We start from the raw sequence: 24,853 nt of genomic DNA, 5'->3' as shown, positions 1-24,853 counted from the left end.
CTACGGCTCGGCCGGACGGCCCTCGGTCGCCAAAAGCGACCGCATCATTCCGCTGCTGGTGCCCAAGTCGGGCGGCTAAGTATCACTGCCGAGACAACCTCCCATGTTCAAAGCTCCCCCAAACCTCCGCGAGAATGGCCAAGACAAATTGGCGCCTGGGTAGGCGCAAGCAGGGCAACCTAGAAATGTTCCCCGGCCCGGAAAGGTCCAACCCTGGTTCCGGCTGCTATCAGATAAGCGGTCGACCAGCCGATCAGCAGAAACCCATTGATCCCTTCAAGGGCAGCCAGCATGCGCCAGCCATTGGCTGGGACGATATCGCCATAGCCAATGGTCGAAAACGTGACTGTTGAAAAGTACAGCGCAGTCTCGAAATCGGGAAGAACGCCTAACAGCCTGTAGCATCCCGCCCACAGCCATATCTCCGCGGTGAGCACCGCAAACAGCCCCATCACGACAGTAATCATGGCGATCACCCGGCCCCGGCTGCCATGCATGCGGAAATGCACGACCAGCTTGGCCATTGCCCTCGTAATCGCCATCAGGCCGAAGGTGTGGATAAGCACGGTCAGACCGATGATGACCGTACCCGTTGCGAGATCCGCAAACATCGGCTCAGGAAGCGCGAGCCGGGTCCGGCCACCGCCAGCCGCTGACCTCAGGCATATCGGCTCCATGTTCGACTATGTATTGCTTGTGTTCGATCAGGCTGTCGCGGAATGCCTGCTTCGCATACGCAGCGGTCGAGCCCAGCGAGCCGACGCGATCGATGACATCCATCGCCAGATGAAAGCGATCGATGTCATTGCGCACGGCCATATCGAATGGCGTCGTGGTGGTGCCCTCCTCCTTGTATCCACGAACATGCATGTTTTCATGGTTGGTACGCTTGTAGGCCAGCCGATGGATCAGCCAGGGGTAGCCGTGATAGGCAAAAATGATCGGGCGGTCCTTGGTGAAGAGTTCGTCGAAGTCGGCATCCGAGAGACCGTGTGGGTGCTCGCTTTTGGGCTGCAGGGTCATCAGGTCGACCACGTTGACGACGCGAACCTTCAGTTTCGGCAGGTGCGTGCGAAGCAGGTCCACCGCGGCCAGTGTCTCCAGGGTCGGCACATCGCCACAGCAGGCCATCACGACATCGGGATCATCGCCACGATCGTTGCTGGCCCATTCCCAGATGCCAACGCCGGCGGTGCAGTGCTTGATTGCCTGGTCCATCTCAAGCCACTGGGGTTGCGGCTGCTTGCCGGCGACAATGACGTTCACGCGGTTCCAACTGCGCAGGCAGTGGTCCGTGACATAAAGCAACGTATTTGCGTCTGGCGGAAAATAGACGCGAACGATATCGGCCTTCTTGTTCACGACATGATCGACGAAGCCCGGATCCTGATGGCTGAAGCCGTTATGGTCCTGGCGCCAGACGTGGGACGTAAGAAGATAGTTTAGAGACGCGATCGGCCGCCGCCAGGCAATCTCCTTCGAGGCTTTGAGCCATTTGGCGTGCTGGTTGAACATGGAATCCACGATGTGGATGAAAGCCTCGTAACACGAAAAGAAGCCGTGCCGCCCGGTCAGCAGATAACCCTCGAGCCAACCCTGGCAGGTGTGCTCGCTCAGGATTTCCATCACCCTGCCTGTCGGCGAAAGGTGATCGTCATAGCTGAGTGTCTCGGCGTCCCAGGCTCGATCCGTCACCTCGAACAAATCCTGAAGTCGATTAGACGCCGTCTCGTCGGGACCAAAGACCCTGAAATTGCGCCACTCCGCATTGGCCTTCATGACATCGCGCAGGAAGGCGCCGGTAAGCCGTGTCGTCTCGGCTTCAGAGCCGCCTGGGCGCGCGACCGTCACCGCATAATTCCTGAAATCCGGCAATTGCAGCGGACGCATCAGCGCGCCGCCATTGGCATGCGGATTGGCGCTCATGCGTCGTTCGCCGGTCGGCGCCAATGCGGCTATCTCGGCACGTAGACGGCCGGCCTCGTCGAAAAGCTCCTCGGCGCGGTAGCTGCGCAGCCATTCCTCGAGCAGGCCGAGATGCTCGGGCTTGCCCATGGTGAACGGCACCTGGTGCGAGCGCCAGAACCCTTCGGCCTTTTTCCCGTCCACGGTCTTTGGTCCTGTCCAGCCTTTCGGCGATCGCAACACGACCATCGGCCAGATCGGCCGCCTCACCTCGCCGCCTTCACGTGCATTTCGCTGGATCTCGCCGATGTCGGCAAAGGCGTCGTCGAGCGCTGCCGCCATCTTCTGGTGCATATCGGCGGGTTCATCGCCTTCGACGAAGATCGGGCGATAGCCATAGCCCTTGAACAGCGCCTCCAATTCGGCAGGACTGATGCGCGCAAGGACGGTCGGGTTGGCGATCTTGTAGCCATTGAGATGCAGGATGGGGAGGACCGCCCCGTCACTGGTCGGATTGAGGAATTTGGTTCCGTGCCAGGAGGTCGCGAGCGGCCCCGTCTCGGCCTCCCCGTCTCCCACCACACATGCGGCAATCAAGTTCGGATTGTCGAAGACGGCGCCGAATGCATGCGACAGGGAATAGCCGAGTTCTCCACCCTCGTGAATCGAGCCTGGAGTATCGGGGGCTGCATGGCTCGGGATGCCGCCCGGGAAGGAGAATTGCCGGAATAGATGGCGCATGCCGGCTTCATCCTGCGAGACGTTGGGATAGAGCTCGCTGTAAGTACCCTCCAGCCAAGTGTTGGCGATCACACCGGGCGCGCCGTGACCCGGTCCCGCAATGAAAAGGACACTCTCGTCGCGCTCCTTGATGATCCTGTTCAGATGGACGTAGATGAAGTTGAGGCCAGGTGTCGTGCCCCAGTGGCCCAGAAGGCGCGGCTTGACGTCCTTCATGCTGAACGGCTCGTGGAGCAGCGGGTTGTCGAGGAGATAAACTTGTCCGACGGCCAGATAATTGGCCGCGCGCCACCAGGCATTCATGAGGTTCATCTGTTCCGGCGACAGAGACTTGGCACGCGCTCGGGTTCTGTTTTCGCTCGTCATTTGCGTTCTCCGTAGACACAATAGCCAGATGAACATGACCGTTGAGAGTCGGTTCCACTAAGGTTCGCCATTTGTGGAACTCCGTCCCGCCGATCGCCTTGATGTCGGTCAAGGATTGCAATTCGCGAGCCGGGCAGGTCGCGCATTAGGAGATCGAGACGATGGCTGACGCGATCCTGACGCTGAATGCCGGTTCATCCAGTCTCAAATTCGCATTGTTTGCTGACGATGGAGATCGCTTGGCCCCGGCGTTTCGCGGCGAGATTGAGGAAATCAACACCAGCCCGCGACTGAAAGTAACGGGCGAGGCTGCGGCCGTGTCGGCCAATCAGACCTGGCCCGACGCCGCCGGCGACTTCCAGTCCCTGTTGGAAAAGGTTATCGATTGGATTGAAGGCCATGCCGCCAACTATCGCGTCGTAGTGGTTGGCCACCGGATCGTGCATGGCGGGCCCGACCATTTGAGACCGGAGCTGGTCACTCCGGATCTTCTGATGGCGCTGGACGATCTGACCCCACTGGCGCCGCTGCACGAGCCGCAGAACATTGCGCCGATCCGAGCCATTGCCATGGTGCGTCCCGCCCTGCCCCAGGTAGTGTGCTTTGACACTGCCTTCCACCACACCATGCCAGCAGTGGCTAAGCGCTTCGCGCTCCCCCGTGAGTTTGAGGCAGCGGGCCTCAGGCGTTACGGCTTTCACGGCCTTTCCTACGAATATATTGCAGGTCGCTTGTCAGAGATTGCTCCGCAATTGGCCAAGGCGCGCGTCATCATCGCGCATTTGGGCAATGGCGCGAGCTTGTGTGCTTTGCGCGGAGGCGCAAGCGTCGACACCACGATGGGGTTCAGCACACTTGACGGCCTGATCATGGGAACGCGACCCGGCAGTCTCGACCCCGGCATTATCCTTCATCTGCTGCAACAACGGGGCATGGGCGTGAGCGATGTCGAGGATCTGCTCTATCGCCGGAGTGGCCTGCTTGGCGTTTCCGGCGGCATCTCCAGCGACATGCGCAAGCTGCTCGCCAGCACCGACGCCGCCGCTGCCGACGCGATCGAACTGTTCTGCTACCGGATTGCGCGTGAATCCGGAGCGCTGGTCAGTTCACTCGGCGGCCTGGACGGCCTGATCTTTACGGCGGGCATTGGTGAGCACGCGCCGCGCGTGCGCGAACTCGTCTGCCGGAGGCTGCAATGGCTGGGCATCGAACTCGATCTGGACGCAAACGCCCGCAATGACGGGAAAATCAGCACGCCGGCAAGTCGTGTCGAGGTTCGCGTGGTCGCGACCGACGAGGAAGCGATGATTGCCCGGCATGCTTTAGAGGCGATCCGGCCCGACTTTCATGCGTAGCCAAAACTTCGACTATAAGGCGGCTTGATTGCCGAGCTGCTTTGTGACCAGCACCAGCGTAGGGTCGTCCGGGTAGGAACGAACGACAAAGCCCATATTTCGCTCAAGCTCGATGGCGTCGTGATTGTCTCGGCTTTCGATCGACTCGATCGCTGCCAGACCGCTCCTCTCCGCCTGCTTGGCGACAAAGGACAGCATCTCCCATCCGATGCCGCAGTCCCTGTAGTCCGCGCGCACCGAGACGGCGACTTCGCCACGGCGGCCGTGCCGGTCGCAGGCCAGCATGGCCGTCGTGACCGCGAGCTTGCTGCCGGCGATAAAGCCGATATAGGTCTCGGTCGTGCGATGATCGACATCGATCATTGCATGGATCTGTTCGGGCCTGACAGCTTTTTGGCCAGACAGGAAACGGAAGTGCAGATCGTCATTGCGAACTTGATGGAAGAGTTGATCGAGAACGGCCTCGTCGCGTGCACCCGCGGTTCGCACATGCAGTTTGAGGCCAGTGCGCGTGGTGATTTCCCAAGATTGAGCGTCCATTTGAATAGCCTTTCGGTAGCGACAGCGCCCTTTGCAGATGGCGCGATAGAACCTCCCATAAGCCACCGCAGGCTTCGCTGCCTTGAGCTAGCGCAAAAGACAGGACCTTGGGTAGAAAGTTCCCTCTCAAGCCGAAGCCTGCCTCGAAGTCGATGCGCATGCGGCTCTCTTATGGTCTGGCGAACCTACCGACCAGGACGAGGACTAGCGCCATCTCCAACCCGGTTTGTAGACTCTCAGGTTCGGGTTCGCACGCCGCCCGAGCGTCGGCTTGCGATCGTCGTCAGCACCGCGGCCGCTATGATAACGGCACCGGTCGATGCCTGCACGTAAAAGGACGGAACCTGCGCCAACGTCAGCAAGTTGTTGATGACGCCGATCAGGAGCCCTCCGCTAATGACTCCGATGATCGTCCCACGTCGGGCCGGCGATGCAGCTCACTTTTAAGATGCCAGTGATGTAAAGGAGCTCAAGGATTGCTTTGAGGAACTTCCGGGGTGACGGGCGCACACTTGGCCAAAATTGTCTAGCAGAAGGTTGTCGACACGGCCCAAGGTGCCGCGGCCAATATCGATGGCGATGCAAGCGCCCGCTGCATGCCGTCAGTGGCTGAGCTTTGACCCAACATATAGTACCAGACCGGCCGAAGAGAGTCATTCTTAAGACTTGCATGGCATGCTCTTGGGGTGGACGAAGCAACAGAAACTGTCTCGAACGCGTCAAGCGTGACGACCTTCCGGCACGGCAAGGGCGAGGCGCTGCTGCACAATTTCGTAGAAAACGCCACGATCCCGACCTTCCTTTTCAATACTGACGGGAAGATCGTTTACGCCAATCGAGCCGGAAGCCATGTTCTTGGGTACGGGCCCGACGAATGTGTCGGAATCCACTTCACGACAATCGTTCATTCCGACGACCTGGCGACAGCGCGCACGCAGACCGAAGATTTGATTGCCGGAAAGATCCATGGATATCAGGCAGAGCGACGGTATATCCGCAAGGACGGCAAGATCATTTGGGCTTTGACATCCGTGTCACTGATGACTGGCGACGAGGATCAGGCTCGTTACCTCTCTGTACAGGCGGTGAATATCGACGGCCGAAAACGCGCTGAGGCCGCACTGAAGGAAAGCGAACGCCGCCTGCAAGTGGCGCTGGACGCCTCCCAAATAGGGGTGTTCGAGGGCGACCTGGCAACTGGGGAGCTGTTTTGGGACGACAGGGCGCATGACATTTTTGGCATTCCGCGCGAGCGGAAATCCCTTCACGCCGCCGATTGGGAGAATGCCCTACACCCCGAAGATGCAGCAAAGACCCTTGAGGCGATGTCACGCGCCATCAAGGAGAAGGGGACATTCAACGCGAAATTCCGCATCATCAGGGCCGACGGTGAAATCCGCACTCTTATGTCGCGCGCGACTTACTTTCAGGACGATCGCGCAACACCAAAATTCATCGGCGCAAACTGGGACATCACCGACGAAGTCGCCTTGGAACAGAGGCTCAAGACGGCAAAGGCACTTGCCGAGGCTCGCAACGTCGAACTGGAAGCCGCCAAGGTCCGGATCGAAACCCAGGCCCTCCATGATGCGCTGACCGGCCTCCCCAACCGGCGGTACCTTGACCAAATCTTGAACCAGTACCGCAACCGGTCGCGACTCCCAGGCGATGGTTTGGCATTGCTCCACATCGATCTGGATCGCTTCAAGCAGATTAACGATACGCTGGGACACGCGGCCGGCGATGCCGTGCTGGTTCACGTTGCCCGGCTTCTAAATGCCAAGGTCGGAGGGCAGCATTTCGTCGCGCGCGTCGGTGGCGACGAATTCGTCATAGTCTGTTTCAATGATGCAGACGCCCATCGCCTCGCCGGTCTTGCCGATCAGATCATCACCGAGATCCGACAGCCGGTGCCATACGAGGGGCACTTCTGCCGCTTGGGCGCAAGCATAGGAATTGCCCTTGAGACGGGCGCGGACTTCGATGCGCTTCGCGTGCTGATAAACGCCGACATCGCGCTCTATCGGGCTAAGGGTCGCGGCCGCAACCGCCATGAATTCTTTTCAAAGGCACTGCAAAGTGAAATTGAATCGACCAAGCATATGGCCGACGAAATTCTCAGCGGTATCGAGCGGGGCGAATTCCACCCCTATTATCAGCCGCTCCTCAACGCGACTTCCCTCGACATCATTGGGGTCGAAGCGCTTGTGCGCTGGCATCATCCTACGGAGGGCATCTTAGCTCCGATCCGGTTCCTCAGGATCGCCGAGGATCTCAATGTCTTGGCTGCGATTGATCGCAGCATCCTGCAGCAAGCAATGCTCGATCTCGACCAATGGCAATCCCAAGGCATTGCAGTGCCGACCGTATCGGTCAATGTCTCGTTCCGACGCCTGAGCGATGATCGCCTAATTCCAGGCCTTCGCGAACTCAATATTAGGCCGGGCGCAATTTCGTTTGAATTCCTAGAGTCAATTTTCCTCGACGAATTTGACGATGGGGTCGCATGGAATATCGATGCAATCAGGGATATGGGCATTGGCATCGACATAGACGATTTTGGCACCGGCCATACATCGATCGTCAGCCTGCTCAAGCTCAAGCCGCGCCACTTCAAGATCGATCGTCAGCTTATCAACCCCATCGCGCACATGCCGGAACAGCGGCGCCTGGTTGCCTCCATCATCGACATAGGACGGTCTCTTGGCATTAAAGTCGTCGCCGAGGGCGTCGAGACGATCGAGCAAGCCCGGATTCTGAGAGAATTGGGCTGCGACATCCTGCAGGGATACGCCTTCGCCCGGCCGATGCCCGCTGACCAACTGGTGAGCTGGATCGCCGGGGAAGGATGGCGAAAGGCCTCGTAGGCCCGGTACGCAGACGCTAGGTGGGTTGGCCTTCCTAGGCTGCAAGTCGCACGGGGTCGGTTGTTGGATGTCAGCCCTGGAAACGGATGGATGTCCGCTTTATCGGCACCAAGGAGACGTCTTTGCGACCTGATCGTGGTTCTGGATGGTTCACCAACCATGTGAGGTTCATAGAAAGTCGAGACTGCCTAAACGGGTCTTCATCAATACTTCACCATGGGGAAAACCTGTACGGAACCTTTCTGATTGCTGCGGACTTCTGGGATTCACTGTAAATTCGAATGAAGAGGTCCCCGCATGAAAGTCACCGCAGCAGGCATCGACCGCATTAAGATTGGCAATGCGGACGCGAGCGGCCAAGGCGCGCATTTCGTCGTTTGGCTTTATCTTCAGGTCGACGAGGGCGGTACACAGACCGGTCAGGAACTGGTGGTGTCGGTGCCGTACGATGCGCAGATGACGTTCGACGATCTCGCTACCCAGGCTTTCGAGAAGGCGCACGCGATGCTGCGCGCCTGCTGCGAAATAGATGAGGCCATGTGGTGGAAGCAGTTCAACCGCAGCCTGGCGCCGCTGCCCGAATGGACGCCCGGCGCCCAGTGATTGGCAGACGCCCGAACCAAGCACGGGATTGCCCGAACGCTGACCAATGCGAATCGCGGGGTTCGACTTCGCATCGTTAGCTTCTGGCGCACGAGGACCTTCAGCATTGTCACCTGAGATGTTGGTTCCGGCGGAGGCAAAGCTTGCCTCAATGGCCGACATGCATCGCGAAGCAGCCGTTCGCTTACGCTCGATTTCAAATCAAGCCCCGTCCAGATTGGATGTCTGAAATGGGGCCGACGAACGAACCCGCTGCGCGGGATGGGCGCGTGGGGGTGAGGTAGAGATCACGAGCCGGACGTCGCGCTCGCATTGAGGGTGGTTCGGCAGCGGCAGAGCATCACGGGCTTCTTCAACAAGGAGCCTGACTATGCCCTATCCTGTTCTTGATGCACCTATCAGTCCACTGCGTCAGCGGCTGATCGCCCACATGAACATGCGGCGTTTCTCACGGGAGACGCAGCGCAACTATCTCCGCGACATCGGACGCCTGGCGACCTTCCTCGGCCGGTCGCCGGATACAGCGACAACCGACGACCTGCGCCGGTTCCAGGTCGAGCAGCAGGATGACGGTGTTCCCGTGCCGACGATGAACAGCATCGTGTCGGCGCTGCGCTTCTTCTTCACGCATACGGTCGATCGTCCCGATCTGGCACGCAAGCTCGTTCGTCTGGCGCACCCGCGCAAGCTGCCGGTGGTACTGAGCCGCGACGAGGTCTCCCGGCTGCTCAATGCCACCACGTGTCTCAAGCACCAGGCCCCGCTGTCGGTCGCCTATGGCGCGGGCCTGCGCGTGGCGGAGGTGTCGACGCTGAAGGTCGCCGACATCGACAGCGAGCGCATGCTGATCCGGGTGGAGCGCGGCAAGGGCGGGCGATACCGCAACGCCATGTTGTCGCAAGACCTGCTCTTGTTGCTGCGCCAATGGTGGAAGGTCGGACGCCAGCAGGGCGTGATGCATCGCGACGGCTGGCTGTTTCCGGGGCAGCATGCGATGAAGCCGATCAGCACCCGGCAGCCCTATCGCATCGTCGTCGAGGCAGCGCAGGCCGCCGACATCGCCAAGCGGGTCGGGCCGCACACGCTGCGTCACAGCTTCGCCACCCACCTGCTGGAGGACGGCACCGACATCCGGATCATCCAGGTCCTGCTCGGGCACGCCAAGCTCAATAGCACCGCCTTCTACACCAAGGTTGCAACCCGCACGGTGCGCACCGTCACGAGCCCGCTCGACAAGCTTGGCCTCTTCAAGCCGGAAGCGATCTCACCCGACGGCTGAGCGTGCGCGCCTCGATCGAGGTCGCCGACATCTTCCGCACTGTAGGGCCCGCCTACCGGGCCGCCCATGCAGGGCATCTGACACTGCAGCAGCTCAAGGTCATGTCGGCGATCGAGCACTGCCGCACCGCGGCCCTTGGCGGTCACGTCGAGGCCTGCGAGGACTGCGGCCAGTGGCGCATCGCCTACAATTCCTGCCGCAACCGGCACTGCCCGAAGTGCCAGGGTGCGGCCGCGCGGACATGGCTTGCCGAGCGCGAGGCCGACCTCTTGCCGGTCGGCTACTTCCACGTCGTGTTCACGCTGCCCGCCGAGGTCGCCGACATCGCCTTCCACAACAAGGCGCTCGTCTACGACCTGCTGTTCAAGGCGGCGTCGGAGACGATGCTGACGATCGCGGCCGATCCGAAGCATCTCGGGGCGCGCATCGGCATCACCGCAGTGCTCCACACCTGGGGCTCGGCGATGACACACCATCCGCACGTGCACATGATCGTGCCGGGCGGTAGCATCGCGCCGGGCGGAAGCCGGTGGATATCGTCGCGTCCGGCCTTCCTGTTGCCGGTGCGCGTGCTCGGCAAGCTGTTCCGCCGCCTGTTCCTCTCCCGGTTGGTCGCGCTGCACGACGCTGGCCGGCTCGCCTTCTTCGGCGCAATTGCTCATCTCGCGGAACGGCGGGCATTCCTGCGCCACCTTGCTCCCGTCCGGAAGAAGCGCTGGGTGGTCTACGCCAAGGCGCCCTTCGCCGGCCCGGAAGCGGTGCTCGCCTACCTGTCGCGCTACACGCACCGGGTCGCGATCTCGAACAGCCGCCTCATCCGCCTCGACGAGAGCGGCGTCACCTTCCGCTACAAGGACTATCGTCGCGAAAGCGCCGACCGGCAGCAACTCATGACGCTCGCGACCGACGAGTTCATCCGCCGCTTTCCTGCTCCACGTGTTGCCAAAGGGGTTCCACCGCATCCGGCACTGCGGCCTGCTTGCCGGCTCTGCTCGCAAGGCCAGCGTCGCGCTTGCTCGTGAACTCCTCAACGTAGCCGTACCGTCCGACGATGACACCACGGACGAACCGGACAACTTCCGCCCGCCATGCCCCTGCTGTGGCGGCCGCATGATCGTCATCGAGGTGTTCGAACGATGGAGGCAGCCGCGCGGACCGCCACACGGTTCCCGGTCGACCGGGAGCAGCACGCCATGACCCGGCATGGAATGGTTCAGCCTTCAGCTGCGGGCACTCAGCCGCCGGGTGATGATCGACTCCGACAGAGCCGCGCCCAGCCGCCCACCGTTCCGGCAACACCGCACGGAGGCGCAACGAAGCGGTCTGTCCGCACTCACCCCAGAGCTCCCCGACGGCGGTCGCGCCATCGCCGACATCTGCCGAAATCCGAAATCCCCATAGCCATCACCTGTGGCCCGCGGGTTCCTTCTTCGGGGACTTTCGTACGCCTGCCGGCGCCCGAAACTCTTCACGTTTGCGGACCGGCAGCTTCTGGCGCTGGGAAGTGAGAGCGGACGTTAAGGTCACAGGGTGAGATGGCCGGAGTTGACCCAAAGACGACCTTAGCATCCAGCAAAACGAACAGCGGTTCAGTCGCATTTTAGACACTCTGGTGGCTCGGATTTGGCCGTCGGTAATTCGGCCGTCATGGCGGAGGGAATCGAACTGGCGCCCCAAAGCGCGTCGAAGCAACGTCAGTTCGCTCCTTGGCAGTCAGCCCATGTAGCGGCCGATGGCCATCATCGTGATCGTGACGGCCAGCATTGCGGCGATGACACGGCTGACGACCGTCACCCGGTTCAGCAGGCGCTCCAGACGTAACGTCCTCTCCTCATCGTGCTGCTCTTGTGCAAACCGAGCCAGCTGGCGGGTTGTCGGGGCAATTGCAAGAACGGCTAGGATGATACTTGCCTCGGCCAAATGACCACCCACCGAGTACCAGACCGCCGGTCCGGTGAAATCTGTGCCGGCCCAAAGCTCGGCGTAGAGAGCCAGCCCGGCAATCACCGAAATAAAGCCTGCGACGAGCGATGCTGTCATAAACCAGGACTTGGCCAGAAAGCGGGCGGCAATGGCGGCGCCGTCGGTGCTGCCCTTTCTCAGGGCAGGTAGGAGAAAGAAGCCCAACGTGACGGTTCCACCCATCCAGAATGCGCCGAAGACGATGTGGATGGCCCGCAGAAGGGCGATCATAGAGTTGCTCAAGGAAGCTTCCTGTACAAGTATTGGATTTGATACCATTCGCGATCAGGCGGACCTGGCGGGAAACCAGATCCGCCTCCAGACCGGTCGGTCAGAGTAGCTTGCGGCCATCGTAGGGCTGATCGGGCATAAACTCGCCAGCCACGGCCCGTTCATGCAGCTCCCAGGCCGATGCACCAGCCTTGCGCGCGGCCACCAACTTCTCGGGATCCACGAACGCAAGGTTGGACTGCGCATTGCGCAGGTGCTCGGTCGCGATCCACTCATCGCTGTAGTTGTTGACGTTGAGCTCGACGCTGTTCTGGTCCGGGTCGCAGTAGTAGAGCACCATCTGGATGCCTTGGTCGGCCGCCATCACCGGCAGGATGCCTTCTCCCTTCAGGCGGATGTAGGTGCCGAGGAGGTCGTCAAGCGTGTTGTAGGCAAAGGCCACATGCTGGATTCTGGCATGGCGCTTCTTGTCAGGGTCCACCTCCAGGTCCGGCATCTCGAACATCGCAATGCGGTGGTTGCAATCGTCATTGCTGACGAACGCGGCCGAAAACCACGGGCTGTTCTGCGGGCCGTCGATTCGCGCGCGGTGGTTGACCGTCATGCCCACCACCTTGCGATACCAGTTGATCATTTCGTTGAGATTGGAGGTGGTGAGGCCAAAGTGCTGGAGCTTCGGGTGGGCGATCTGTTCGGTGTTCATGGTCGTTTCCTTGGTTGTTAAAGATACGCTATCGTTGCATTTTAGGATGCAGGTCGCCCATCGGCAGGAGGCCCGGCGTGTTGTGCTCTGCATTCCCGGCCGGCAATCGCCGGCAGGGCCGCAGTCCTTGTCAGAGTGTCCGGAGCGCCTCCACGACCGGCAGCCGCGCGGCCCTTAGGGCGGGAAGCAGCCCGCCCAGAAAACCGATGGCGAGAGCCCAGCTGATACCCTGCAGCATCAGTCCTGGTGTCACTGTGAGACGGAACACCAACTGGGTGAAGTTCCCACCCAGGGCGTTGACGCCATGCCCGTTAAAGAGCAGCCAGGCCGTAACCGCTCCCGTCACGCCGCCGAGCAGCGAGAGCGCCATCGCCTCGGTCATGACGGAGGCGACGATCGGCACGCTACCGAAGCCAATGGCCCGCAACGTGGCGATTTCCCGGCTTCGCGCGCTCACCGCCGAATACATGGTGTTGAGCGACCCGAACACGGCGCCGATCGCCATGATGCTGCCCACCATGGTCGCGATCAGCGTCATCATTTTGGTCAGGTTCGCCGAGAGCTTGGCCAGGTATTCGGTCTCGCGGTGCACTTCGACCGAAAGCTGCGGATTGGCGATCAGGACGGCCTCGAGTTGCGGCATCGACCCCGGCGACTCGAGCTGGACCGTCACGCTCTGAAAGAGCGTGTGCTGGTAGGCTTCGAGCGCGGTCTCGGCGTCGGTGATGATCTCGGATTCATGGGCGTCACCGTCGCTTTCGAACGTGCCGACGACGGTCCACTCTTTGTCGCGCAAGGTAATCTGGCTGCCGACGTCGAGCCCTGCAAACTGGCGCTGGGCGCTCTTGCCGACCACCAACTCGTGCAGCCCCGGCTTGAACCAGCGGCCTTGCACAAGCTTGAGCTCCGGCCGCAGGGCGAGCCCCTGTGAACCAACGCCGCGCAGCGTGACGTTGGCGTCGGTGCCGCCGTTCCGCATGGGGCGGGTCAGGATCAGCACCACTTCCGGGGAGCCGAGGGTCAGTCCCGAGGCGCCACGACGGATGCCCGGCGCGTCGAGGATCATATTGACCGCATCGCGCGACAATGTGCTGGACAGCTCCGTGTCAGACCCGCCACGGAGGATGATGGCGCGGTCCTCACGGCCGGCATGGGCCATGGTCGAGCTCAGGCCGGTCACCATGGCAAGGACGGAGACAACCACGCCGACGACCCCCGCCACCCCGAGGATGATCACCAACGAGCTCCAGAAGCGCGTGGGCAGCGTCTTGAGGTTCAGGATAGTTACAGCAATTGCTTGTCTGAGCATGATCAGCGTCCTCCCAGGGCATCGACGAGATTGAGTCGCGCGACCCGCAGGCCGGGCAGCAATGTGGTCACCAAGGCGAGCAGAACGGCATAGAATAGCCCGAGCGCGAGTACGCTGGCCGGAAGGTGGGCAACGCCCACGACGCCTTCCAGGAGCGGAAATGCCGCGACTGAAGCTGCAAGCCCCAAGCCGGCCGCGACGAGCGAGAGCAGCAGGCCTTCAGCTACGACCAAGGCGAGGACCGTAAGGTTCGGGAAGCCGATGGTCTTGAGGATCGCGAATTCCGGGATCCGCTCGCGCACCGACTGCATCATCGTGTTGCCGGTCAGGAACAGGAGGGCAAAGAACACCGCCCCGATGATGGCGCTAACGATGAAGTTGATGTCGCCGAGCTGTTTCAGGAACGACTGGGTGAACTCCTTCTCCGTGACGGTCTTCGTCTCGTGGTCGGAGTTGGCGAACAGGTCATCGATGGCTTTGGACACCGCGCCGGCGTGCGCGGGATTGTCGATGTGGACGCTGTACCAGCCGATCAGGCCCTTATCGAAACCCCGGGCCTCGTCGAAATAGTCGTTGTTGAAAAACAGCCGCTGCTCCTGCGAGGTATCCTGAGGGTTTTCGAAGATGCCGACGACCTGGAATTCCCAGTTGGACGTGCCGTCCGCCTTGGTCCAGATCGTCGACTTGATGGGGATGGTGTCGCCGACCTTCCAGTTGTAGGTCTCAGCCAGCTTACGGCCGATGACCGCCCCGGTGCGTGTCTTTTGCAGCGCCTCGAGCTGCGCCTTCGGCAGGACGATCTCGGGGAACAGGTCGAAGTAGGTGGCTGCGTCGACCGGGAACGAGAAGATGCTGTTCTTGGTGTCCTGGTAGTAGCCGCCAAACCAGCTCGCGACGGTGATGCCAGTGACGCCCGGCACCGATGCGATGCGCTCGCGGTAAGCCAGCGGCAGCTGGTCGGCCATGTTGACCTTGCCCTGGACGATCAGGCGATCGAGGTGCGCGCCCTCCACACCACGGCTGAAGGAGGCGTTGACGCCCTGCAGCATGCCGAAGAGCAGGAACGCGACAAGGATGGAGAGCAGCGTGAACAGGGTGCGCAGCCTCTTGCGCATCAGGCCCGCCCAGATGAGGGGAAGGTATTTCATCGAGCCAACTCCGTCTTGGCCAGCTGGCCCTTGTCGACATGCAACTGGCGGGTCGCCGTGTCAGCCGCCCGCTGGTCGTGGGTCACCATGATGATGGTCTTTCCTCGGCGGAAGGTGAGCGCGCGCAGAAGTTCGAGCACCTCGGTCGCGGTGTCGCGGTCGAGGTCACCCGTGGGCTCGTCGCAAACCAGGATCGGCGGGTCGGAGACAAGCGCGCGCGCGATTGCGACGCGCTGTTGTTGGCCGCCGGAGAGCTCCGACGGCTTGTGGCGGGCGCGCTCTGAGAGTCCGACGGCCTCAAGGGCTGCAGCGACCCTTGCGCGGCGCTCTGCCTTTGTGAGCGACAGCAGCAACAACGGCAGCTCGACGTTGGCCTCCGCGCTCAAGGCCGGCATCAGGTTGTAGAACTGGAAGATGAACCCGATGTTGGCCGACCGCCAGCGGGTCAGTTCGCTACCGGACATCTGGTCGATTCTGTGCCCCGCCACCGTCACGGCGCCGGAGTTCGCGTGGTCTATTCCGGCGATGATGTTCAACAGCGTCGATTTGCCGGAGCCCGAGGGTCCCATGATGGCAACGAATTCGCCTTCCGGAATGGACAAATTGAGGTCGTGGAGGACCTCAACCGTCTCCCCGCCGCGGCGGTATGCCTTGACGACATTGACCAGTGCTATGGCTTCAGTCACTTGGTGATCTCCTGATTTCATTGTTCGGTTTTGACTTTGAGTCCGTTCGACAGCTTGTCGAGATTGGTAACGGCCACGGTTTCGCCGGCCGTGAGCCCGGACTGCACGATCTGGTTGCCGGCTGCCTGCGCCCCCAGCTTCACTGTGCGCCGTTCGGCGTGATCGTCGCGCACGACAAAGAGGACATTCTCGCCGCCGCTGGACAGGATGGCTTCGGAAGGAACTGCCACGCCGGACGGCGGAGCCTCTTCGGGTTGGGACTTGGCGTCGGCCAGAAAAGCCACCTTGGCGCCTATTTCCGGCAGGATCCGCGGGTCCTTGATGTTGAACCCGACCCGCACCCGCACCGTCGCCTTGGTGCGGTCGGCCGTTGGCACGACCGCGATGACATGGCCCGGGATCTGCCAGTCCGGATAGGCGTTGAGGGTGACCTTGCAGCCCTGGTCCGGACGAACACGGTTGATGAAGCTCTCGTTGACGTCGACCTCGACCTCGAGGGAGTCCATGTCGACAATCGTGGCGACGCCGGTACGTGTGAAGCCGGAGCCTGCCGACATCGGCGAGATAATCTCGCCGGCCTGGGCGGCCTTGACGGTCACCACGCCTGAAAACAGCGCACTGATTACCGTGTCGTCGAGGTTCTGCTGGGCAACCGCTACTGCCGACTGCGCCACAGCTACCGCTGTTGTGGCGTGATTGTAGGTTGCCTTCGCGGTCTCGAACGCCTCCTGGCTAGTCAGTCCCTTCGCAAGCAGGGCCCTGCTACGCTCGAATGCCGGTCGCCCGTCAGTTGCCGCGATAGTGGCCTGATCGAGTGTCGCCTTGGCCTGGTTGAGATCGGCAATGGCGTTGGAATCGTCCAGGTGAGCGATCACCTGTCCGGCCTCGACATGCATGCCTTCATCCACGAGCACATCCCGCAACCTGCCGGCGACCTTCGGTCCGACCGTGGCCGCCCTGCGGGCAACCACGTAGCCGGTGGCATTGAGGAGCGCCGTCCCTGCGGCCACGCCGCTCTGTTGCGCAAGTGGCTGCGCGGTGGCGACGCGGACGGAGGTTGTCTGCTCGAGCAGCGACGCGCCGGGCAGTTGCTTGCCCAGAAGCACGGACCAGCCCGTGCCCGCCGCCACCGCCAGAATGGCCGCGCCAAGAGCAATGGCGGTCCAACGGACAGCCTGACGCGGTGGCGTTGGCGGCGTCGGCGCCGCGCGATCGATGCGCAGCGCGTCGAGGAGATCAATCTTATCGTGTTTCATCGTTCGGACTCCTTCACCGGATGCCCGGCAGCTTGATTTCTTGGACCTGGCGGCAGAGCGAAAGCGAACCGAACTGCCGTTGCTCTCAGGGGCGACGTTGGTGCGGTTCCACCAGCCCCGCCGAGCGCCTGGAGCAGTGCCGCCGTGTCGCTGTAGCGGCGCCTTGGGCCTTCAGGGTGTCGACATCGGCTTCCAGGCCCGCAGGGCATTTCAGCATTGCGTCAGGTCCTATTTTTCGAGGCACCGCCATAATGAAACGGTTCCGTTGCATTATGGCTAACACGCATTCGGAGGGCCGTCAACAAAAATGCACGGTACCGTTCCTTTTCATTTACAACGCTTCTCCAGCGGGCTACAAAGGGCGTTAGGACACGGCGGCGACGTGCCGGCGTCAAAATGAAGATTTTGAGAGGTGATGATGGCGCAGGGGGTAGAAGGGGCAACAACGGCTTACGACGTGCGTCTGGGGCGACCACCACGTGATCTTGCGCACGAGGTCGACGAACGCATCCTCGATGCCGCCAAAACCGCCTTCCTTCAGTACGGGCTCGCCGGTGCGAGCATCGATGAAATTTCCCGGCTCTCGCGTGCCGGCAAGCGGACGATATACGCGCGTTTTCACTCCAAAGAGGAATTGTTCGCCGCGGTCGGGATGCGCAACGCGGCAACCGTGGTCGCGCGGTTCCAGGACTTTACACCATCCGGGTCCACTCTCCAGGAACGGCTTGTGAGCGTAGGGCTCGCCGTTCTTGAGCGCCTGCTCGATGATGACAATATCGCTTTCATGCAATTGTCCGCGGCCGAGGCCCGCCGGTTGCCGCAACTCTCAAACTTCGGACGCCAGGCCCGCACCCAAGGCGTAAAGACGATCATGGATGCGCTCGGGACTGTGGCTCGCTCCGACGAGATTCACGAATTTCCTCGTCTTGCCGCGGCCCTTCTTCCCTCAAGCGGTCGGTTCTTTGCGGATCTCGTTGTGGCCCGCCCGCTGATGCGCGCGCTCTTGGGCGAGCCGCTGGAAAAGCTGCGTGCGGAGCTACCCGCTCACGTCAGGGACGGCGTCGCTTTTTTCCTGGCAGCCTGCCGCCAACCGTTGGGCCGCGATGAACGGACGGCCACCTAAGATCAACCTATAAAGATGACGAGGCGACTCTAAGCGGCAATCTTCTTAGGGCGCGATTTCCATGAGCTCGAACCGACAGGCGTCCGTGAACTCCCGGAGAAAATCGTAGCGGGAGCCGTTCGGGTTATTGGGGTCGGGGGCATCCAGAGACGGGCAGCGATAGGCCAGCCCTATGGTTCCCATGACCCGGTCTGCCGCCTTCAGCGTCGTGTCTGATGCAAATAGCCGCAATTTTCCCAGTATGGCGTAAAGCTCGAACAGCGGGACAAATGTCTTGGGTTCGCCGACGACTGCATCGGCGTATCTCTTGGCGGCTTCTTCGATGAACTCCCCAAAGAGCTTCTCCCGCCGCGCATGCTCCTGCAGGAAGCGCTGGCTTCGGTTCTGCGAGGCCTGCGTTAGCCAAGTGGCGGCGATCGAGGCCATGGCACCAATGGAGGAGCCAGCCAGCGCAGAGACGGCGGATATATAAGCAGGGTTCATTCGGGGCTTCAGCATAATGGAACGATATCGTTCCATTATCTAGTTCGCATCTGGGCGACAGTCAAATAAAATGCAGGGACATCAATTCTTTTCAGCAGTAACTATCCGAATGCAGATCTGGGGCGCCCCCAACGAGGCGCAATCGGGGCCTTCACCGTGATCGCCGGCAATGTCCGCTTTCAGGCTGTGGCAAATCCGCTCTCTACGGCCGGCATCAGGCGCAAAACTGCCACATCGCGTGTCGAATTGCCCGCAAGTCTCATAATTCAAGGCTGAGCGTCTTAATCCATTTCAAGCCATGGTCGGTTGCGGCCCTGGGCTTGTATTCGCATCCAACCCAGTTCCGATAGCCAAGCCGTTCAAGCGCTGCAAACACGGCGAGATAGCTGATCTCGCCTTCATCGGGCTCGGCACGGCTCGGCACCGCCGCAATCTGGACGTGGCCGATCTTCGGCAAGTGACGGGAAAGTCGAGTCAGCACATCGCCTTGGCTAATCCCGACATGGTATATGTCAAACATGATCTTTAGGTTCGGCGCTCCGACTTGATCAAGCATGTCAGCGGCTTCCTCGATCGTGGAGTAAAAGTAGTTCGGTTTGTCGCGCTGGTTGATTGGCTCCAGCAGGATCGTCAGGTCTGGGGCAGCATTGGTGGCGAAGACAAGATTCTCGATGAACACTTGCTTTCCTCGCGCTCGTTGGTCCAGCGGAACGACGCCAGCCATCGCGTGGATCGAGTTCGCGCCGGCTTGGCGCGCATAGCCGGCGGACATCGCGAATCCCGTGCGAAATTCGCTCTGGCGTCCATCGATGGCGCCCAGTCCGAAATCGCCCTTATCGGTATCGCCCAGCGGCGTGTTGATCCCGAGAAGAGTTAGGCCGTGATTGATGCAACGCTGCTTCACCAATCCCGCTGGCGTCTCGTAGGGCCAATGCAATTCGATGGCTTTGAATCCAGCCGCCGCTGCCGCGTCGATGCGATCCACGAGCGGGCGGTCGGGCCACAAGAATCCTAGGTTTGCGGAGAAGCGGAGCATAGTCGATCCATCATTGGACGAAGTGTCCTGGGTTTTTGAATCCGAACGCTGTCTTGTTGATCAGGGTTTCATGGTCGCTGATTAGGATGGCGTTCGTGGCGGCCACCGGATCCGCCATCATCAGGCATCTTGCGTCGACCAATTGGAAGCGCGGTTTCCCGTGGACCACGCCCCAACGCTTCCCCCGTTGTCTTCACGAATGAGGTCGCTGCCCTTGGCACCGATCATAATCGATGCAGCATTGGTATTACCGCCAATCAGCTTCGGCATGATGGACGAGTCGATAACCCGCAATCCCTCGAGGCCACGAACCTTGAGCCTCGGATCGACTGTCGCGAGCTCGTCAACTCCCATCCTGCAACTGCCAACCGGATGGTAGTCGGTCTCAGCAGTCTGCCGGACGAAGTCGAGGATCTGCGCGTCGGTCTTGACGTCGGCTAAGGGGGCGTAGGGGCGAGACACATAGGGCCTGAATGCCTTGGACTCCATGATTTCCCTTCCAATCCTAACGCAAGCGATCATCTTGTTGGCGTCAATAGGGTCGGCCATGAAGTTTGGGTCGATCAGGGGAGCATCTAACGGGTTCGACGAGGTAAGTCTGACCTCGCCGCGGCTGACCGGCCGCATGTTATTATTGTGCAGCGTGATGCCATTGCCGGGCAATTTGGTGAACCCGTGGTCGATGACCCACGCCGGCAGGAAGTGGACAGAGATATCTGGCTCCTCGAGCCCAGCTTCGCTCTTGGTATAAGCGACAGCCTCGCATCCCGACGATGTGACCGGTCCTGACCTGAAGAGGAGATAGCGGGCGCCGTGAATATATTTGTAGGGGAAACGCGCCGCGTCATCGTAGGTGAGTTTAGTGGTCGCGTGCCAGATGGCCGCCGCGTCGAGATGGTCCTGCAGGCCTTTGCCGACACCGGGCAGGTCGTGCACTACTGTCACGCCGGCTTGCTTAAGCTCACTTGCCGGACCGATGCCGGAAAGAAGGAGGAGCTTGGGAGAATTAAAAGCTCCCGAGCTGACGATAACCTCGCGCGTCGCGCTCACCCTTGTGGTGCGGTTGTCATTCCCGACCAGTTCGATTCCCACGGCACGCCCTTTCTCAATGATGATCCGCGAAACGAGGGTGTTCGCGTAAACGTCGAGATTCGAGCGGGACTTGCGCGCCGGATGTAGGAACGCGCGGGCGGAGCTCATGCGCCGTCCGTCTTTCACGGTGTATTGGAAGTGACCGACACCGTGCTGGGTAGCACCGTTGAAATCCTTGCTGCGCGGTATGCCGACCTCCGTACAGGCTTCGATAAAGGTCGCGGTCAGAGGATTAAGGTAGGTGAAGTCGGTGACGTTTAGCGGGCCGTCGTTGCCGTGATATTCGTCGTGCAAACGGGTATTGGCTTCAAGGCGTTTATAGACCGGCAGAACGTCTTGGTAGCTCCAACCTATGCAGCCATCCTCTGCCCAACGGTCATAGTCCTGATGGCTGCCGCGTATATAAATCATGCCGTTGATTGAACTGCTACCCCCGATCGCTTTGCCCTGTGGGATGAACATTTCCCGATTGTTCAGGTGCTTCTGAGGGGCCGTACGAAACGCCCAGTTGTACTTGGTGCCTTCGATCAGGCTTTGGATGCCGGCAGGCATGTGGATCATCGGCGACAAGTCTCGGCGACCGGCCTCCAGGATCAGGACCCGGACATCTGGATCCTGGCTTAACTCGCTTGCGAGCACACAGCCTGCGGAGCCTGCGCCGATGATGATGTAGTCATAGTCTTTACGCATCTTGCGCACCAATCGTTCGGGCGAGGAGGTGGCAATGGCTTAGCGCCATTGCGCGATGAAGAGATGAACGGCCAACCCCGTTTGGAGCTGGCCTGGAGAGTGTGGTCGCTTCAGGCTGTTACCAGCCGAGGCCGCGCTGGATCCGCACCTGGGATCGGACGTAGGTCGGCGATCTGGGCTGCACGCCAGAGGCGATCCAGTTCAGCCGCCTGCATGCGCAGTTGCGGCGAACGCACCACCGGGCGGGAAATCGCGCCCACCATGTAGGCCACTTCCTTGTAACGGGTGTGCAGGTCCGCATATGGGAAGCCATAGATCGCATGGTTGAGCGGCGCGAGACGACGATGAAGGGCCTGCGCATTTAGCAGGTCGCCCTTTTCAACAAGACGCAGCATTTCCACGCACTCGTAAGGAGCGAGTGCCGCGAGCCCGGACAGGATGCCATCGGCGCCTGTCGAGAGGTTGTGGAAGAAGGTGGACCCGACCGAAGGCAGGCAGATGATCTTCTTCTTGAGAGATTTCAAGGCGTAGTAGTCACGATCATAACGTACGCAGTCCGCGGCCTGCGCCATCTTCACTCCGACCACTTGGTCGATCTCAGACGCCATCTTGATCAATGCTTCATGGGGATAGGAAAGCTGGTCGCCGGAGGCCAGCTGGAACAGCAGAATGGGCATGTCCAAGCCTTCCGCGACCTCCTTGTGGAAGTGGAAGGCGTATTCGGGGCTATGGTTAGCGTTGTAAGCCGAGAGGTAGGGTGAGCAGACCATGACTGCGTCGGCGCCCGCTTCCCGTGCCTCCTCGCCTCGACGTATCGTTGCCGGTGGCGCCCAATCGAATATCGCCGCGACGACCGCCTGACCGGGGCGGATGTTCTCCTTGTGCATGGCGACTGCGCGCTTACGCTCCTCTGTGGTCAGCGCAGGGGACTCCGCGGCAAATGCGTTGACGACAAAACCCTGGATCCCGGGCACCGATGCCAGGTCACGCGTGCGCTTGGCCATTTCGTCCCAGTCGACGTCAAGGTTGTCATTGAAAGGCGTTATATTGGCGATCAGCACGCCACCATCAAGCTTCATGGTTTCCTCCTATTCCGTGAGGGCGCCGACAACTTCGGCCGGACCCGAGACGATCTTCTTGGCAAAAAGGCGTTCTACATCGGCGTCCGACAAACCCATTTCATGCAGGATTTCGGAGGTATGTGAGCCGACTTCGGTCGAGAGCGTATGAAGTTCCGGCACCTGGCCATCGTAGCGTAGGGGATGGTTGACGAGCGTTGCCGTTTTCCCGTTGACCTCGACCTCGCGGAAGACGTTGTTAGCGGCGATCTGCGGATCGGCGGCAACAGCCTCATAGTCCTGGACGATCCCGTACCATACGCCGCGCGCATCGAAGGCTTTTGACAGATCGTCATACGTCCAGCTGCGAACGGCTTCGGCAACCGCCGCCGCCAGCACGTCACGGTCGTCGTAGCGATCTAAGTGTTGCAGCGCCCGCAGGGCATCGCTGTCTAGCGCCTCGGCGACGTTAGAAATGTCATTGGTCGGGATCACGACCTGGGCGTCGGCGATACGATAAACGCCGGTCGGAGCTTCGTGGAACCAGGTGATCAGATTTTCCTGGCGGTCGAATGCCTCTGTTCCGGGCCGGCTGGACATGTAGTTCGTGAGTGGCTCTGTTTGGAGGTCCAGGCCAGAATTCAAGAGGCTGCCTTGAACGTGGGTGCCCTTGCCCGTCTGCAGCTTCTTGATGTAGGCGGCCAGAACGCCCATGGCGAGCAAAGCGCCCCCGTGCTGATCGACGATAGCGCACCCTGCCGCCGTCGGACGATCGTGTGGGCCAGTGGCGGAAATGAAACCTGAACGGGCCTGGATGATCAGATCTTGCGCCGTTCGGCCGACCATGGGTCCATTCAGGCCCCAGCCCGTGCCGCTTGCGAAGATGATATCCGGCTTGCGCTTCTTCAGGTCCTCATAGGACAGGCCGAGTTTGTCCATGACGCCGGTGCGGAAATTCTCTACCACGGCGTCCGCCTGATCGATGAGCTTGAGAACCAGCTCCTTGCCCTCGGCCGACTTCAGGTCAACGGAAAAGCTTCGCTTGTTGCGGTTGGCCGCCAGGAAGAACCCGCTGACGCCGCCGACGAACACCTTGGCGCCGGACCAGCTCCTCTCGAATGGGCCCTTAGCAGGTTCGATCTTGATGACGTCGGCCCCCATGTCCGCCAGGTACTGGGTCGCAGCCGGCCCCTGCAGAAAGTGGCAGAAACTGACGATTTTCATTCCTTGCAGAAGCATTTGTGCATTTCCTTGTGCAGTAAACGGTAGTTCTAGGCCGCAATGACAGGGGTCGCAGCGCGTCGATCTTGATGGTCGGCGATGTTCTGTTGGGTCGCGGGGTCAAACACGTGGATCTCTTCAGTAGCGATCGACAGGTTGACGGCTTGAGCCGGTGACAGGCGCCGGAATGGGTCGACACGGGTCACTGTCACCTGCTTCTCGCCGAGACGTACCTGAACGAGTTGTTCCGAGCCAAGAAGCTCGGTGATATCGACGTTGCCGGATGCGAAACTGCTCGAGCCGGCGCCATCGATAACGATATGTTCAGGACGCAGGCCGAGAAGCGCGTTGCCACGTAGTGACAGAACTGCCGCTTTCAAACGATCCGGCACAGGCATCTTAAGGTCACCGGCCGTGAAGAACGAGCGGTCGCCGATCGAGGTAATTCCTACCTCGATGATGTTCATAGGTGGCGAACCGATAAAGGTAGCGACAAAAATGTTCCTTGGGCGGTGGTAAATGTCTTCGGGTGTTCCGGCCTGCTGGACCTCGCCGTTGGCCATCACAACGACGCGATCGCCGAGCGTCATGGCCTCGATCTGGTCGTGGGTGACGTAGATAGACGTCGCGGTGATACGGCTTTTGAGCCTTTTCAGCTCCTGCCTCATTTCCAAACGCAGCTTCGCGTCCAAATTTGAAAGCGGTTCGTCGAACAAAAAGAGTTTCGGATTCCGGACAAGGCAGCGGCCGAGCGCAACGCGCTGTTGCTGTCCACCTGATAACTGGCGGGGTTTGCGGTCCAGCAATTTTCCGAGGGCCAGTACATCGGCGGCGCGTCTGATCTCGCTGTCCACCTGCGCTTTCGGCATGCCGCGGTTTCGCAGTCCGAAGGCCATGTTGTCGTACACGTTCATGTTCGGATACAGGGCGTAGTTCTGGAACACCATGGCAACGTCCCGCTGGGCGGGACTGAGGTGGTTGGCATGCTGCCCCCTAATAGACAGCTTGCCGGACGTGATGGTCTCGAGGCCCGCGACCATGCGAAGGGTAGTCGTTTTGCCGCAACCAGACGGCCCGACCAACACGACGAATTCGTCGTGCCCAAGCGAGAGGTCGACATCCTTCACGACTTGAACGGCGCCGTACGATTTGTTTATTCCGACGAGTTCCACGCCCTGCATCGGCTTCCTCCTTCGCGA

General features: G+C 60.8%; 20 protein-coding genes and 1 pseudogene. 6 read left to right on the top strand and 15 right to left on the bottom strand.

Annotated features, from left to right (window positions below):
- Positions 1-179: 179 nt before the first annotated feature.
- A complete protein-coding gene (locus tag FJ938_RS07475) occupies positions 180-611 on the bottom strand; it encodes a potassium channel family protein (RefSeq protein ID WP_140610695.1) in 432 nt (143 codons plus the stop codon).
- Between the two features lie 4 nt (positions 612-615).
- Entirely contained in the window at positions 616-3,012 is a 2,397-nt protein-coding gene (locus FJ938_RS07470) for a phosphoketolase family protein (protein ID WP_140610694.1), read from the bottom strand.
- A 161-nt stretch (positions 3,013-3,173) separates the two neighbouring features.
- On the opposite strand from FJ938_RS07470, the gene FJ938_RS07465 reads away from it, so the two are divergent.
- Positions 3,174-4,367 (top strand): acetate/propionate family kinase, encoded by a 1,194-nt coding sequence (locus tag FJ938_RS07465; protein ID WP_140610693.1) that lies wholly within the window; start codon positions 3,174-3,176, stop codon positions 4,365-4,367.
- 12 nt (positions 4,368-4,379) lie between these two features.
- Here the strand turns inward: FJ938_RS07465 and FJ938_RS07460 are convergent, their stop codons facing one another.
- The gene (locus FJ938_RS07460; RefSeq protein WP_140692473.1) at positions 4,380-4,973 is read right to left on the bottom strand and encodes a GNAT family N-acetyltransferase; all 594 of its coding nucleotides are present in this window, start codon (positions 4,971-4,973) and stop codon (positions 4,380-4,382) included.
- 620 nt (positions 4,974-5,593) lie between these two features.
- Here FJ938_RS07460 and FJ938_RS07455 point away from each other — a divergent pair.
- The 4 genes and pseudogenes from FJ938_RS07455 to FJ938_RS07440 all read left to right on the top strand — a co-directional run bounded on the left by FJ938_RS07455 (position 5,594) and on the right by FJ938_RS07440 (position 10,853).
- Positions 5,594-7,774 (top strand): EAL domain-containing protein, encoded by a 2,181-nt coding sequence (locus FJ938_RS07455; protein WP_246671533.1) that lies wholly within the window; start codon positions 5,594-5,596, stop codon positions 7,772-7,774.
- A 297-nt stretch (positions 7,775-8,071) separates the two neighbouring features.
- On the top strand, positions 8,072-8,377 hold the full coding sequence (locus FJ938_RS07450) for a hypothetical protein (protein ID WP_140610691.1): 306 nt from the start codon (positions 8,072-8,074) through the stop codon (positions 8,375-8,377).
- Between the two features lie 370 nt (positions 8,378-8,747).
- On the top strand, positions 8,748-9,656 hold the full coding sequence (locus FJ938_RS07445; protein WP_140610690.1) for a tyrosine-type recombinase/integrase: 909 nt from the start codon (positions 8,748-8,750) through the stop codon (positions 9,654-9,656).
- Positions 9,657-9,658: 2 nt separating this feature from the next.
- Positions 9,659-10,853 (top strand): annotated as a pseudogene (locus FJ938_RS07440) (IS91 family transposase).
- 516 nt (positions 10,854-11,369) lie between these two features.
- Here the strand turns inward: FJ938_RS07440 and FJ938_RS07435 are convergent.
- The 6 genes from FJ938_RS07435 to FJ938_RS07410 form a co-directional block, all read right to left on the bottom strand.
- Entirely contained in the window at positions 11,370-11,849 is a 480-nt protein-coding gene (locus FJ938_RS07435) for a DUF2269 family protein (protein WP_181169026.1), read from the bottom strand.
- 100 nt (positions 11,850-11,949) lie between these two features.
- Positions 11,950-12,552 carry a VOC family protein gene (locus FJ938_RS07430; RefSeq protein WP_181165646.1) on the bottom strand — a complete coding sequence of 201 codons (603 nt, stop codon included), beginning with the start codon at positions 12,550-12,552 and terminating at the stop codon, positions 11,950-11,952.
- Positions 12,553-12,682: 130 nt separating this feature from the next.
- Positions 12,683-13,861, bottom strand: a complete 1,179-nt coding sequence (locus tag FJ938_RS07425; protein ID WP_140610686.1) for an ABC transporter permease — start codon at positions 13,859-13,861, stop codon at positions 12,683-12,685.
- Positions 13,862-13,863: 2 nt separating this feature from the next.
- Positions 13,864-15,009, bottom strand: coding sequence for an FtsX-like permease family protein (locus FJ938_RS07420; RefSeq protein ID WP_140610685.1), 1,146 nt, complete (start codon positions 15,007-15,009; stop codon positions 13,864-13,866).
- A complete protein-coding gene (locus tag FJ938_RS07415; RefSeq protein ID WP_140610684.1) occupies positions 15,006-15,695 on the bottom strand; it encodes an ABC transporter ATP-binding protein in 690 nt (229 codons plus the stop codon). Before FJ938_RS07415 ends, FJ938_RS07420 begins: the two co-directional genes overlap by 4 nt.
- A gap of 17 nt (positions 15,696-15,712) precedes the next feature.
- On the bottom strand, positions 15,713-16,951 hold the full coding sequence (locus tag FJ938_RS07410; protein ID WP_140610683.1) for an efflux RND transporter periplasmic adaptor subunit: 1,239 nt from the start codon (positions 16,949-16,951) through the stop codon (positions 15,713-15,715).
- Between the two features lie 415 nt (positions 16,952-17,366).
- On the opposite strand from FJ938_RS07410, the gene FJ938_RS07405 reads away from it, so the two are divergent.
- Entirely contained in the window at positions 17,367-18,074 is a 708-nt protein-coding gene (locus tag FJ938_RS07405) for a TetR/AcrR family transcriptional regulator (protein WP_140692468.1), read from the top strand.
- Between the two features lie 45 nt (positions 18,075-18,119).
- Here FJ938_RS07405 and FJ938_RS07400 read toward each other — a convergent pair whose 3' ends face one another.
- The 6 genes from FJ938_RS07400 to ugpC all read right to left on the bottom strand — a co-directional run bounded on the left by FJ938_RS07400 (position 18,120) and on the right by ugpC (position 24,835).
- A complete protein-coding gene (locus FJ938_RS07400) occupies positions 18,120-18,557 on the bottom strand; it encodes a hypothetical protein (protein ID WP_140692465.1) in 438 nt (145 codons plus the stop codon).
- 259 nt (positions 18,558-18,816) lie between these two features.
- Positions 18,817-19,542, bottom strand: coding sequence for a TIM barrel protein (locus tag FJ938_RS07395; RefSeq protein ID WP_246671532.1), 726 nt, complete (start codon positions 19,540-19,542; stop codon positions 18,817-18,819).
- A 171-nt stretch (positions 19,543-19,713) separates the two neighbouring features.
- The gene (locus tag FJ938_RS07390) at positions 19,714-21,375 is read right to left on the bottom strand and encodes a choline dehydrogenase (RefSeq protein WP_140610679.1); all 1,662 of its coding nucleotides are present in this window, start codon (positions 21,373-21,375) and stop codon (positions 19,714-19,716) included.
- A gap of 110 nt (positions 21,376-21,485) precedes the next feature.
- Positions 21,486-22,454, bottom strand: a complete 969-nt coding sequence (locus FJ938_RS07385) for a dihydrodipicolinate synthase family protein (protein ID WP_140692462.1) — start codon at positions 22,452-22,454, stop codon at positions 21,486-21,488.
- A gap of 9 nt (positions 22,455-22,463) precedes the next feature.
- Positions 22,464-23,672, bottom strand: coding sequence for a CaiB/BaiF CoA-transferase family protein (locus FJ938_RS07380; RefSeq protein ID WP_140692460.1), 1,209 nt, complete (start codon positions 23,670-23,672; stop codon positions 22,464-22,466).
- 32 nt (positions 23,673-23,704) lie between these two features.
- Positions 23,705-24,835 (bottom strand): sn-glycerol-3-phosphate ABC transporter ATP-binding protein UgpC, encoded by a 1,131-nt coding sequence (gene ugpC / locus FJ938_RS07375; protein WP_140610676.1) that lies wholly within the window; start codon positions 24,833-24,835, stop codon positions 23,705-23,707.
- Positions 24,836-24,853: the final 18 nt, after the last annotated feature.

It is taken from the genome of Mesorhizobium sp. B2-4-14 (genome assembly GCF_006442155.1).
In the GTDB taxonomy this organism is placed as follows: Bacteria; Pseudomonadota; Alphaproteobacteria; order Rhizobiales; family Rhizobiaceae; genus Mesorhizobium.
This window is presented reverse-complemented; position numbering and strand designations above follow the sequence as displayed.

What these genes read in the sequence shown, in the direction of transcription:
- FJ938_RS07475 (WP_140610695.1), bottom strand. Translation starts at nt 611, where the DNA reads ATGTTTGCGGATCTCGCAACGGGTACGGTCATCATCGGTCTGACCGTG.
- FJ938_RS07470 (WP_140610694.1), bottom strand. Translation starts at nt 3,012, where the DNA reads ATGACGAGCGAAAACAGAACCCGAGCGCGTGCCAAGTCTCTGTCGCCG.
- FJ938_RS07465 (WP_140610693.1), top strand. Translation starts at nt 3,174, where the DNA reads ATGGCTGACGCGATCCTGACGCTGAATGCCGGTTCATCCAGTCTCAAA.
- FJ938_RS07450 (WP_140610691.1), top strand. Translation starts at nt 8,072, where the DNA reads ATGAAAGTCACCGCAGCAGGCATCGACCGCATTAAGATTGGCAATGCG.
- FJ938_RS07445 (WP_140610690.1), top strand. Translation starts at nt 8,748, where the DNA reads ATGCCCTATCCTGTTCTTGATGCACCTATCAGTCCACTGCGTCAGCGG.
- FJ938_RS07435 (WP_181169026.1), bottom strand. Translation starts at nt 11,849, where the DNA reads ATGATCGCCCTTCTGCGGGCCATCCACATCGTCTTCGGCGCATTCTGG.
- FJ938_RS07430 (WP_181165646.1), bottom strand. Translation starts at nt 12,552, where the DNA reads ATGAACACCGAACAGATCGCCCACCCGAAGCTCCAGCACTTTGGCCTC.
- FJ938_RS07425 (WP_140610686.1), bottom strand. Translation starts at nt 13,861, where the DNA reads ATGCTCAGACAAGCAATTGCTGTAACTATCCTGAACCTCAAGACGCTG.
- FJ938_RS07420 (WP_140610685.1), bottom strand. Translation starts at nt 15,009, where the DNA reads ATGAAATACCTTCCCCTCATCTGGGCGGGCCTGATGCGCAAGAGGCTG.
- FJ938_RS07410 (WP_140610683.1), bottom strand. Translation starts at nt 16,951, where the DNA reads ATGAAACACGATAAGATTGATCTCCTCGACGCGCTGCGCATCGATCGC.
- FJ938_RS07405 (WP_140692468.1), top strand. Translation starts at nt 17,367, where the DNA reads ATGATGGCGCAGGGGGTAGAAGGGGCAACAACGGCTTACGACGTGCGT.
- FJ938_RS07400 (WP_140692465.1), bottom strand. Translation starts at nt 18,557, where the DNA reads ATGAACCCTGCTTATATATCCGCCGTCTCTGCGCTGGCTGGCTCCTCC.
- FJ938_RS07390 (WP_140610679.1), bottom strand. Translation starts at nt 21,375, where the DNA reads ATGCGTAAAGACTATGACTACATCATCATCGGCGCAGGCTCCGCAGGC.
- FJ938_RS07385 (WP_140692462.1), bottom strand. Translation starts at nt 22,454, where the DNA reads ATGAAGCTTGATGGTGGCGTGCTGATCGCCAATATAACGCCTTTCAAT.
- FJ938_RS07380 (WP_140692460.1), bottom strand. Translation starts at nt 23,672, where the DNA reads ATGCTTCTGCAAGGAATGAAAATCGTCAGTTTCTGCCACTTTCTGCAG.
- ugpC (WP_140610676.1), bottom strand. Translation starts at nt 24,835, where the DNA reads ATGCAGGGCGTGGAACTCGTCGGAATAAACAAATCGTACGGCGCCGTT.